This is a genomic window from Chitinimonas violaceus, assembly GCF_052601015.1.
In genome coordinates this window covers 234,638-246,445 of the sequence record NZ_JBQXDJ010000001.1, presented here as the reverse complement: position 1 = coordinate 246,445, position 11,808 = coordinate 234,638, and the positions used below count along the sequence as shown (strand labels likewise).

The window sequence follows — 11,808 nt, the reverse complement described above, 5'->3', positions numbered from 1 at the left end:
TCTATCGGTATCGTCGACTCTCCAAGGACTATGAATGCCTCACCCTATCCAGCGAAACATTCATTCAAATCGCCATGATCAATTTGATGCTCAACAGACTGGAATAGCAACTTTTAAAACACGCTCTTAGGTAGATAGGGAGAGAAAATGCAATTCGTAGTTAACGGCCCCGATATTCCTGACGCATTGTTGCAGGCGCACGAAGAGGGCCGAGTGGTGTTTTTCTGCGGAGCTGGCATTTCATATCCCGCTGGCTTGCCGGGCTTCTCTGGGTTAGTCCAGAAGATTTACCGGCTCAATGGTACGAAGTTCTTGGACAACGAGCATGAAGCATTTAAACGTGGGCAGTTTGACGCCACGCTTGACCTGCTAGAGCGGCGTTTTCCAGGTCAGCGCATGTGTGTTCGTCGTGTACTGGCCAAAGCCCTGAAACCCAATTTAAAACTCGATGGCGCTACAAATACGCATGTCGCCCTACTGCAGCTAGCTCGCAGCCACAAAGGCGCCCTACGTCTGGTCACCACTAACTTTGATCGCTTGTTTCACATTGCAGCCAAGCGCTCAGGCCAAGTGTTTCAGGCATATGCCGCGCCGATGTTGCCCATCCCAAAAAACAGCCGTTGGAACGGGCTGGTCTACCTACATGGCTTGCTGCCAAGCAAACCAACAGACACTGACCTGAACCGGCTAGTGGTCACAAGCGGCGATTTCGGTTTGGCCTACCTCATCGAGCGCTGGGCAGCTCGGTTCGTAAGCGAGCTGTTCCGCAACTACGTGGTTTGTTTTGTGGGCTATAGCATCAATGACCCGGTATTGCGCTACATGATGGATGCGCTTGCTGCTGACAGGATGCTGGGTGAAGTCACACCGCAGGCATGGGCGCTGGGAGATTGCAGCTCGGAAAATGAACAGCACAAGACCATCGAGTGGGAATCCAAGGGAGTTACACCCATTCTTTACAAAGTGCCCGCTGGCAGTCATGACCATTCGGCACTACACAAAACCTTGCACGCCTGGGCGGAAACCTACCGTGACGGCGTACTGGGCAAGGAACGTATCATTGTCAGTCACGCCCTGGCTCGGCCATCAGCAAGCACACAGCAAGACGATTTTGTAGGCAGGGTGTTGTGGGCATTGGCTGACAAGTCAGGCCTACCCGCCAAGCTCTTTGCTGAATTCAATCCTGTCCCGTCGTTGGACTGGTTACTGGAGGCATTCTCGGACGAGCGTTATGGGCACTGCGATCTGGCACGCTTTGGCGTACCGCCATGCGACGACCTGAACGCCAAGTTAAGCTTCAGCCTGATTCGACGACCTGCACCCTATTTTCGTGCACCCGCGATGCTGCTTGCCGGCGGTGGCTTCACCAGTAGCCAGTGGGATGACGTGATGAACAATTTGGCTCAATGGCTCACACGTCACCTAGACGACCCGAAGCTGATCCTCTGGATCGCGCAACGGGGTGGCCAGTTACACGATCACTTGCAGCTGCTGATAAAGAACAAGCTAAACCGAATTGCCTCACTAGAGCACGATAGTAATACCGCTGAACTGGACGAAATCCGGTCACAGGCGCCAAAGGCTATTCCCGGTATTTTGATGCGAAAACTTTGGCATCTATTGCTCAGCGGTAGGGTGAAATCACTATGGCACTATCTTAGCCTCTATAGCTGGAGAGAACGCCTGAAATGGGAGGGGTTAACCACCACACTGCGCCTAGAACTTCGTGATCTACTTGCACCAAGGGTGTTACTAAAGAAACCGTTACGCAGAGGTGGAGAAAATGAGATCTCAGCCGAACCTGCGACGATCAGGCAGTTAGTGGATTGGGAACTCGTGCTTGTTGTCGATCACGTGCGCACTGCCTTGTTAGACCATCCTAACGAACACTGGACTACTGCCCTACCGTCGCTATTAGGGGACTTCCAGCAGCTCTTGCTTGACGCACTGAATCTGTTGCAAGAGTTGGAAGCTGCTGATGACCTCCGTGACCGATCTTATTGGGATTTGCCTTCTATCACGCCACATTGGCAAAACCGAGGATTCCGCGACTGGGTGTGTCTGATTGAATTTCTGCGCGATGCATGGTTAGCCCTTTGCGATAACGAACGTGCGCGTGCTACACGGATAGCCCAAGACTGGTTTGAACTGCCCTATCCCACCTTCAAACGACTGGCCCTGTTTGCCGCCAGTAAGGATGGGTGCATTGCGCCAGAGCAGTGGGTGGACTGGCTGTTGGCGGATGGAACCTGGTGGTTGTGGTCATCTGAAACTCAGCGGGAGGTGTGTCGGCTATTGGTTCTTCAAGGATGCCAATTAGCTGGAGACACTCAGGATCGCCTGGAGACGACCATACTTGCTGGACCACCACCCGAGATGTATAGGAATTATTTCGAACCGAATGATTGGAAAACCTTGGAGGCTCGTAATGTCTGGTTGCATCTAGCCAAATTGAATTGCTCCGGCATTATCCTTGGGGAACTCGCAGCGGCACGCTTGTCGGAACTATCAAATACATATACGCAATGGAAGTTGGCTACTAACGAGAGTGACGAGTTCCCCCGGTGGATGAGCAGCACTGGTGATCCGGACTATGAAGATATCCGGGAGGTCGACAAAGCACCTCGAAAGCGGCGTGAACTTGTTGAATGGCTCCAAAAGCCACGGCCTGAAAAGCGACCATTCTACGAAGACACATGGAGAGATGTTTGCCGCAAGCATCTACCAAATAGTCTTTACGCTCTTAGCGATCTGGCGCATGGGGGAGTTTGGCCAGCCAACCGATGGCGCGAAGCCTTGTATGTCTGGAGCGGGGAGAGATTGGTATTGCGCTCCTGGCGATATGCCGCGCCTTTAGTGCAGACCATGCCAGACGATGTCCTTCAGGAAGTTGCGCATAGCGTAACGTTGTGGATCGAGTCTGTATCCAGTTCGACCACCCAAAGCGAGGACATCCTACTGGATCTATGCCGCCGCATACTGGCGCAGTCGGTCCAAACGGGAACAGATATCAGAAATGGCATCGAATCCAATGATCCCGTTGGTACTGCCATCAACCACCCAATTGGGCTTGTAACGCAGTCTCTAATGAACCTTTGGTTCAAACGAAATCCGAAGGACAACGATCAACTTCCTGCAGACATCAAAACCTTCTTCACTGAGTTATGTGATGTACAAGTTGAAAAATTTCGTCACGGACGAGTAATACTAGGTTCACATCTGATTGCACTATTTCGAGTAGATCAATCTTGGACAGAACAATATCTGTTGCCCATATTCAGCTGGGATAATCTGAGTGAAGCAAAAGCTATATGGGAAGGTTTCCTGAGGTCGCCACGCATTCACTCCCCCTTGTTAATTGCGTTTAAAACCCAGTTCCTGGATAGTGCAAATCATTATTCCGACTTAGCTAGGCACAAACAGCAGTTTGCAGCCCTCCTCACTTTCGCGGCATTGGACCCTGTAGAGGGATATACCGTTGAAGACTTTCGATCCGCGATTGGCGCTTTGCCACAAGAAGGGTTAGCGGAGTCTGCACAGGCAATCTGCCAAGCACTTGAAGGAGCAGCTGATCAACGCGAGAACTATTGGAAGAATCATGTTCGGAGATTCTGGCAACACGTCTGGCCCAAGGACCGTAGTCGGGCAAATCCTAGAATTTCCGCGTCTTTGGCCCGACTAACAATCGCTGCTGGCGACGAATTCCCGGCTGCTTTCGTTGCGGTGCAAGCATGGTTGCAACCAATCGAGAACCCGGACTACGTTGTGCAACTGCTGCATGAATCGAAGTTGTGTAACCGATTCCCTATGCCGACACTACTTTTATTGGATGCATTAATTAAGGATCAGCAATGGGCACCTACTCATTTGGGGCAATGCTTGGATGAAGTCGTGCAAGCCAAACAAGAACTAGAACAAGACAGCCGATACCAAAATTTACGAGTCTTCTTAAAGAGACGAGGGCCGTGATCGCACTATATGGCCCAATATGAGGATGTGGTGCCTATAAGTTTATTCATTCTGACTCGGTTCAATTCTATTGGCACTGTCCAAATTGAGTGACCAGCATCGGACACGACTTTGCTTGCTCGATAATGACCACTTAGGCTAATAAACCGGACATTTAGGAATACCCGTGAGTATTTCCGCTTCTGGCTGTTGGCTGCCTCTAGGAAGTCGGTTGTACAGCGAACCTGCATCTTGCAGCTTTGCGTGCAGAATCCACCTTTTCCCGTTCTACATTTACCCCCTGCCTAACCGTGGCAAAAGGGCCAAAAGGGGTTCAATTTCCAGATCGCGTAGAACGAAATTCAATCTAAGTAATTGTTTTAATTGATTAAACCAATGGACTCTTAATCCGTAGGTCCACAGTTCGAATCTGTGACGCCCCACCAAGTATTTTACGGCCCCCATCTGTTTCAGATGCGGGGCCGTCTCTACGTCTGTAGTTCGCCTTTCGCAATGCCCCGCCAGTTCCTGCAATCCAGATCCTCACATCGAAGCCCGTATTACAACGCCGTGTACCCGTTCAAAGTTCGCCCCAGAGTTTCGGCTGACTACTTACTGACTACGCAATAGCTGTCAATTGACTTGGTGGCCGACTCAGCTGCGATAGTTGTTGCACAGGTCTTTGATCTGGCAATGGCGGCCTGCCTATAGCGCTAACGCATCTGAGCGGAGCAGTAAGCATTTGTACAAAGCCAATAAGTAATAGGAAGACCTGTAGTCGTAATTTTCGGTCGCTAATTAGGGATTTTTAAGGTGGCTAGGGAAAGTCCTATGCCACCCCATGCGACTCAATATTTCCGCAGGTAGCGCTTGTACCAAGCGCCATCACAATTCAGCCCCCTCTCTCAACTCAGGACAAATGGCCTATTGGTGGCAGAAAACCAGAGCCTCTAGACTCCAGCCCTCGCCAGTAACGGTTATTGGCCAACTTGCTAAAGGAGAGAGCAGTGCAAGAACTCAACATCACCGAAGTGGAACAAGTATCAGGCGGCATCATTCTTCTCGCTGCGTTAGCAGCCTTACTCTGGACTGCGCCCGCCAGGCAGCCTGAACCATCACTGATCGATCTTTCCCTCTCCCATGATGGCTATTTTGGATAAGACTCCATAAGAGCCTGCTCAAAGCCTTGCGAGCTAGAAAAACGCAAGGCGAAAACGCCTGAGGAAGCAGAGCTCACAAGTGGTGACTGAGCATGCCAAGGGCGTTTTAGCACCATACTCACTGACGCACAGCAGACCTTGGACAGGTACTTGGATGCTCTAACCGCAGCCCTAGCACCGGCATTACTTCTTTTTCGTGAGCCGATGAATAGTTAGCGTGAATCGCTGTCTGCAAAGGTAGTAAGGATCAAGAACCAAGGTGAATTAATTAACAGATGAAGACATGAATAGTCTGAAGATGAACGCCTCCCCAGGTCTCTGCTTTGTGCCATAGTTAGTTCTCTGGTGAGCAGGTTTTTAGACTGTTCTAAAATCAGCCATCACGCCACCATCGGCGCAGTATGGCTGTACCCGCCACCACCAGTGCAAAGAACAAAACACCAAACAAAACCGTTACCCACAATGGTTGATTGGCAGCACGCAGAATTTGCTCGGAGAACAAGGCGCTGATCAGCAGCAGTGGCAGTATCCCCACTGCATTGCCCAGGAGAAAGTCGCGTAAACGAATGGCGCTGGCGCCAGCGACCAGATTGATCACGGCGTAAGGTGCAACCGGCACCATACGTATAGCGATAACGCTGATAACACCACGCCGCGCAAGTCGGTGGCTGATGTGATTCACCTTAGGGCCAGCTAATTGCGAAACCACAGCCTGACCCAACCACCGCCCACACATAAAGCTGCACCCGGCGCCAAGGGTTGCACCAAGCCAGCTGTAGACCGAGCCCAACAACGGTCCAAAAGCCAGAGCGGCGACAACGGTCAGCACACTGAGCGGCACGGCCAACGCACTGGCCAGCGCAATACCCAGTACTGTCACAAAAGGGCCCAGTTGCTCCCCCCAATATTGCGCCTGTGCAGATAGCTTGGTGAGACTGAGCCAATGTTTGGCCGGCGTCCATTGCAGGCTTATGCCTAGCAGCAGCAGAACAATCACCAGGAAAATGAAGAAACGGCGGCGTCGACGTAAACCTTGCAGGGGATCAGGCGTTTCCGCCATTTTCCACCCCTTCCGCTGCTTGTACTGAAAGCAGAGCAGTCGCCAGTGCCTGTACGTTGGCTATATCGAACATGGAACCATGCAAGCCAGGTACCTCACAAGTACTGAACTTCCCTTGCAACAAGCTATACCAGGGCCGGAACAACGCGTGTTCCCAATTGGCCAAGCCAGACGACTTCACCAACAAAATACGGCCGGCAAAAGCTGTGGGGTGATAACCACCCAATGCCATAATCTGCGATACAAGGCCGGCATCACCAAACATTGCACCAAGGCGACGGCCATTCATGCTCAGTTCCTGCACATACAGGTTTCGCGTCAACCACCCCAGCAGCCGCCAAAAGCGAGGCTTGCGCAACAATGAGCGCGGATAGACCGTGTCGATCAGCACAATGGCGCGCACTTCCAGACCTCGCTCCTGCAGTACACGTGCAGTCTCCAAAGCGGTGATGCCGCCAACCGAAAAACCCGCCAGCGTAATATTGGTTCTGCCACTTGCAGCGATCCGCGCCGCATAGATTTCCGCCAGATCTTTGATGCTGCCAAAGGTTTCCGCCGGCGGGGGTTGCAACATACTGAGGTTGGAGCCTGTACCCAGCGCCTGGGCCAGATTACGCAGACGTAGCAAGTCGCCATGTCCGGAAGCGGCAAGATAGATGCCGTTATCGGCAGATTGGCCTGAGAGTGGCAGCAAAATACTGGCAGGGCTGAATTCATCCAGCAACGCCAACGCCATATCCGCCACACTGGGATGCTCGGTCAGCAATAGTAACGATGCGTGCTTACCAGTGAGCTTATCGATGCCCGTCAGGATATCGATAGCGGAGAGTGAATCGCCCCCCAGCTCAAAAAAACTGTCCTCGACTGAGATATCCTGACGGTGCAGCGCAGCCTGCCATAGCGGCAGCAACTCACGCTCAAGCCGGCTAGCCGGGCCTCGCCCACGATGATGTACCTGCTCGGACGGCATCGCTCGCAGCGCCTGCTGGTCTACCTTTCCGGAACTGGTCATAGGCAGCTCCGGCAGCACGCTGATATGCGCCGGCAGCATGTAGTCGGGCAGTCGGGCACGCAGATGTCGCTGTAATGCGTCGGCTCGTATCCCTGGTGCTGCTACCCAGGCATGCAGATAGGGCTTTTCATTGACGTTCAACAAAAGGCAAAGCGCCTGCGTGACCTCGGGCATGGTCATCAATGCATGCTCTATTTCCCCCAGCTCGATCCGATACCCCCGTAACTTGACCTGACGATCGGTTCTGCCCAGGAAGTACAGATCACCATCACTGCTCAGCCACCCACGGTCCCCCGTACGGTAAATACGCTCACCCGGCAGAAAGGGGTCGGGCAGGAAGACTGCCTTATCCAGGTCTGGCCGATGTAAGTAGCCACGCGCCAGTGCCCTCCCGCCGATGTAGATTTCGCCAGCACAGGCAAACGGCAGCAGCTGTTGTTCTGCATCAAGCACGTAGATACGTGTGTCATCCACCGGCCGGCCAACCGGCAATGCCACTTCGCTGGGTCGCCGCTCACACTCCCACGCCGTTGCAAAAATACAAGCCTCGGTCGGGCCATAGACATTGAACAACCGTGCCCTGGTTTGTGTGATGAAACGCTCGGCCAATGCCGGGCTCAGTACTTCCCCACCACAGCAGGCTACACGTAAGCGCAGACCTTGCTGGCGCGCAGCCGCATCGAGAAACCGTTGCAACGTGGATGGCACGAAAGCCATGATGGTGACGCCATGCCGTATGGCGAAACTGGCAACCGCCTCAGGCGTCTGCCTACCAGGGGGGGGCAGCGCAACACTGGCGCCATGTACCAAGGGCAGGATCAGCTCGATCAGAGCCGGGTCAAAGGTCAGCTGGGTAGCCTGTGCGGCACAGTCGTTACTGGTGATGGCGTAATTACGAGCAAGCCAGGCAACACGCCGAGACAATGCAGCATGCTCCACCATAACGCCTTTCGGGCGGCCGGTTGAGCCCGATGTAAACAGCACATAGGCCAAATCGTCGGAAGCTGCCGCAGGCCAATCCATGGTCGCTGCCGGATCGGACGGCGGAAGGGTGGTATCCAGCACCTGAGTGTGCAGGGCTTGTAAACGGGGTTGCGCCTCGGTATCCACCAATACAAGCAGGGCCCGGCTTTCCTCCAGAACCGCAGCAAGGCGTGCATCGGGGGCATCCACATCCAGTGGCAGGAAAGCTGCGCCAGCCTTGGCAATCGCAAGAATCGAAATCACAGCCTCGGCAGATCGCCGCATGCATACAGCGATAACCACGTCCTTGCCAGCACCTAACTGACGCAACTGGGCTGCCCGTGCATTGGCCCGCTGATTCAGCGTGGCATAGTCCATACGGCCGCCATCCCAAAGCAATGCACAGGCATCTGGCAGCAGTGCGACATGATGTTCAAACAAGGAAATAAACGGGCGAATAGCATCATGCTGGGCTTGCTCGTGGTGTAGGCCATCCAGCAATGCCCAACGCTCTTCCGGTGGCAGATGGGTCAGGTTGTGCACAGGGACCGTTGGCGCATCGATCATCTGAACAATCAGGTGATAAAGCCGTCGCCCGAGCAAATCCACCTCGCCCGCATTAAAGCACAGTGCACTGCCCTCCAGCACCAGCTCAACATCCTGGTCCTGCGCAAATTCGCAAACCGTCACCCCCAATGGGTAACGTGCGATGCCAGTGAAGAACTGGCGGGAGCCCACTGTTTTCGCTTCACCGAACTGTACAGAGTAGTCTTGGCGTTCAAATGACAGCAAAACATCAAACAGGCTGTCACGATTCTGCCGGATAGCTTGTAATCGGCGTCCCGTTTCGCTCAACGGGTAATGCGCATGGCGCAACGCCTGACGAAGCACGCGGTTGACGGTAGTCAGCAGCTGCTCCGCTGAAGCCTGGCGGTCAACCGGAACCCGCAAGGGCATTACCCCGACATACATGCCCAAGGTCTCACGGTTACGCCGGCCGGAACGATTCAGGCACGGTATGCCGATCACCACTTCATCCAACTGCTGTACGCGCGAGAAGTAGAGTGCCAAGGCACTGAGGAACAGAGCAAATTCGCCTTGGCCATGTTCGTTGGCAAACGCGAACATGCGGTTGTATTCAGCGCGGGGTAAATGCAGCACTGCTAACTGCGCAGCAGGCAAGGTATCCGATGTACTGGCTGCGTAATGGCGTTCCAGCAAGGGCGGCGGCAACATAGGCAACTGGGATTGCCAGAAGTTCGCATCCCGCTCGAAATCGGCCGAAGCACGGTAAGTCTGGGTCTCATCGATAAACCGACGATACGCTGTTGGATCAGCGCACGGTGCGGGTTCGTTTTGCGACTGTGCGGCATAGCAAGCTGCCCAACTACGCATCAGCTGCGCAGTACCCCAACCATCCATGACCAGATGATGGAACTGCAATAGAAGGCAGTGCTCATTTTCACCATTGCTCAGCAACACAATGCGCCAAGGCGGCGTACCATCCAATGGAAAGGCTTCTCGTGTCTGCGCTTGCCAGATGCGTTCTGCCTCAACGACAAAGTCACTCACCACGGGCAGCGTGATATGCGCCAATCGCAGCTGGTAGTCCGCCAGCAATTTCTGCGTGCCATCAGCCATCGGCGCTAAACGTAGCGCTTCGTTCTCGGCAATGAGGCGCAGAAATGCCTGCTGGAATCTGGGCAGGTCCAACACCCCGCGGACAAACACACCGCCACCAATAGTGAGGTGCGCACTGGAAGGCCACGCGCGCTGATCCAACCAGACTTCGCGCTGGGCAAGCGACAAAGGCAATGCCTGATCGGCTATTGCAGAATCGACTGTCGGTCCCACTTGGCGATCTCGGCGACACTATATCGATAAGCCACCTCGACGATTTCACTGGCATGGCGATAGCCCATCAGTGGAAATTCGGCCACAGGTGGTTCCAGGTAAAAGTCCGCCAGTGAGATCGTACGCATACGTTGGGTCAACCCCCCCATATGGCTCGCTCTGTAGAGTATGTCGCCGATACCTGGCGTCGCTGCCTCTCGGTTGGATAGACTGCTTTTGATCTTGTCCCAAGCGGACAGCCGGCGCAGGGTAGGGTCTACACTCATCTGCTCCCGCACATCCACATCCACGGCGATGATCGTGCCATTACCGCGGCGCTTCTCGAGTGGTGTACCCAGCCGCATCCGCATTGCTTCGACCGGGACATTGTCGAGAATCGCGCCATCCACCAGCAGGTCGCCATCGCTAAGCACCGGCGGCAAAAGGCCGGCAGGTGAATTACTGGCCAGCACCGCGCGCCAAAGCGGGCCCTGGTCCTGTACCGATGTACACGCACGGCTCAGATTGCAGGCTGCGGCAAAATAAGGGCGCCACAGAGTGTCGATACGTGTGTCACCAAACATCTGCTGCAGGTCACGCTCCATCCTCGTGCTCGACAACATCGACACCATAGGCACAGTGAACTGGACACCACCCGCGGCAAGGGTTTGCGTCTGAGCCAGTATCGCCTCCAAAGTCGCACCGCAAGCATATTGCGCCCCGATCAACGCCCCCATGCTGTTGCCGCCAACCAGATCGATGGGGATGCCTGCTTCTTCCAAGGCCCGCAACACGCCCAGATGGGCAAAGCCCCGCGCCCCACCACCACCTAGTACAACACCCACCGCCCGGCCAGTCAGAAAACGCCCCAAACGTGCGAAGTCTTCTTCGCAGTCACGCCGTACAAGGTAGATACGTTCGGGCTCGCGCCCAATCCGCCAGGGCAATGGTTCCGATGGCCGGATCGTACTAGGAGGGTGTAACAGTACAATGTGCTGTCGCTTGAAGGAAAAGCCCGGCTCGCTGCGCAGGCTGTTTTCCAGCTCATTCGGTATCGGGCTGCCCGTATGATTGGTGACGAAAACCACCTGGTCGGCATGACGCACGGCATGGCGCGTCCAATCGCTCAGCCCCGCTTCCGCCTCGTAGATCAGATAGTCCGACTGTGTTTCCAGCGCATCCACCGACCCGATGCGCCGGACAATCTCCGCAGCAGGGTTATCTGTGCCCGACAAGACTTCAGGCCGCAAGTGGCGCACCCGCCCCAGCTTGCCAAGTGCCGTAGCCATGCCTGCACACAACGCCTGCGCCTCGTCTCCAGGATGCAGCGGCACCACAACATAGGACTGCGCCCTACGCCGCTCGGACAACTGCGGGGTGTGGCGCAGGTAATGGTAGATAGCCTGGGAAAACAGCTGATTGAACAACAACGGGTGCCCCATAATCAGGGCTTCGTATCCCGAACGGGGCAATTCAGCCACCACAGAGTCGCGCAGGGCGATAACGTCAGCAGTGCGCGGCTGCTTCAGGATCATCCCCGTTTCGCCCACACACTCGCCGGGGCACAACTCGTTGTAGAGCAGCCGGTTCCCCTCGCGGGCATTACGGGACACCCGCAAGCGGCCGCTGAGCACGATGATCATGCTGTCCGACGCGGCGGACTCCTGAAACACCAGCTCGCCAGCATTGACGTGACGAAGTTGCAGGCGCTGCGCCAGAGCATGCAGCCATGCATTGTCCAGCGCACCAAACAGACGACTGGCCCGCAAGATGGCCAGTACCTGATCTAATGCAGCATCAGGATCGACGTCGATCAAGGCAGCACTCCCGGC

Annotated in this window: 5 protein-coding genes and 1 pseudogene; 3 read left to right on the top strand and 3 right to left on the bottom strand. The window is 54.9% G+C overall.

The annotated features are described in order from the left end of the window. From ACUHMQ_RS01050 to ACUHMQ_RS01040, 3 genes and pseudogenes are all read left to right on the top strand, one after another. A pseudogene (locus ACUHMQ_RS01050) lies at positions 1-107 on the top strand (IS5/IS1182 family transposase); the annotation flags it as partial. 40 nt (positions 108-147) lie between these two features. Continuing rightward, the gene (dsr1, locus tag ACUHMQ_RS01045; protein ID WP_445293578.1) at positions 148-3,969 is read left to right on the top strand and encodes an anti-phage defense-associated sirtuin Dsr1; all 3,822 of its coding nucleotides are present in this window, start codon (positions 148-150) and stop codon (positions 3,967-3,969) included. A 986-nt stretch (positions 3,970-4,955) separates the two neighbouring features. After that, on the top strand, positions 4,956-5,108 hold the full coding sequence (locus ACUHMQ_RS01040) for a hypothetical protein (protein ID WP_445293577.1): 153 nt from the start codon (positions 4,956-4,958) through the stop codon (positions 5,106-5,108). 373 nt (positions 5,109-5,481) lie between these two features. On the opposite strand, the gene ACUHMQ_RS01035 is transcribed toward ACUHMQ_RS01040, so the two are convergent. From ACUHMQ_RS01035 to ACUHMQ_RS01025, 3 genes are read right to left on the bottom strand one after another with little or no spacing between them, the layout of a single operon-like run. Further along, positions 5,482-6,168: a TVP38/TMEM64 family protein gene (locus ACUHMQ_RS01035; protein ID WP_445293576.1), complete on the bottom strand. Its 687-nt coding sequence runs from the start codon at positions 6,166-6,168 to the stop codon at positions 5,482-5,484. After that, positions 6,152-9,997, bottom strand: coding sequence for a non-ribosomal peptide synthetase (locus ACUHMQ_RS01030; RefSeq protein ID WP_445293575.1), 3,846 nt, complete (start codon positions 9,995-9,997; stop codon positions 6,152-6,154). The genes ACUHMQ_RS01035 and ACUHMQ_RS01030 overlap by 17 nt, the downstream gene beginning before the upstream one ends. Further along, positions 9,970-11,793 carry a cyclic nucleotide-binding and patatin-like phospholipase domain-containing protein gene (locus ACUHMQ_RS01025; RefSeq protein ID WP_445293574.1) on the bottom strand — a complete coding sequence of 608 codons (1,824 nt, stop codon included), beginning with the start codon at positions 11,791-11,793 and terminating at the stop codon, positions 9,970-9,972. Before ACUHMQ_RS01025 ends, ACUHMQ_RS01030 begins: the two co-directional genes overlap by 28 nt. Positions 11,794-11,808 lie beyond the last annotated feature (15 nt).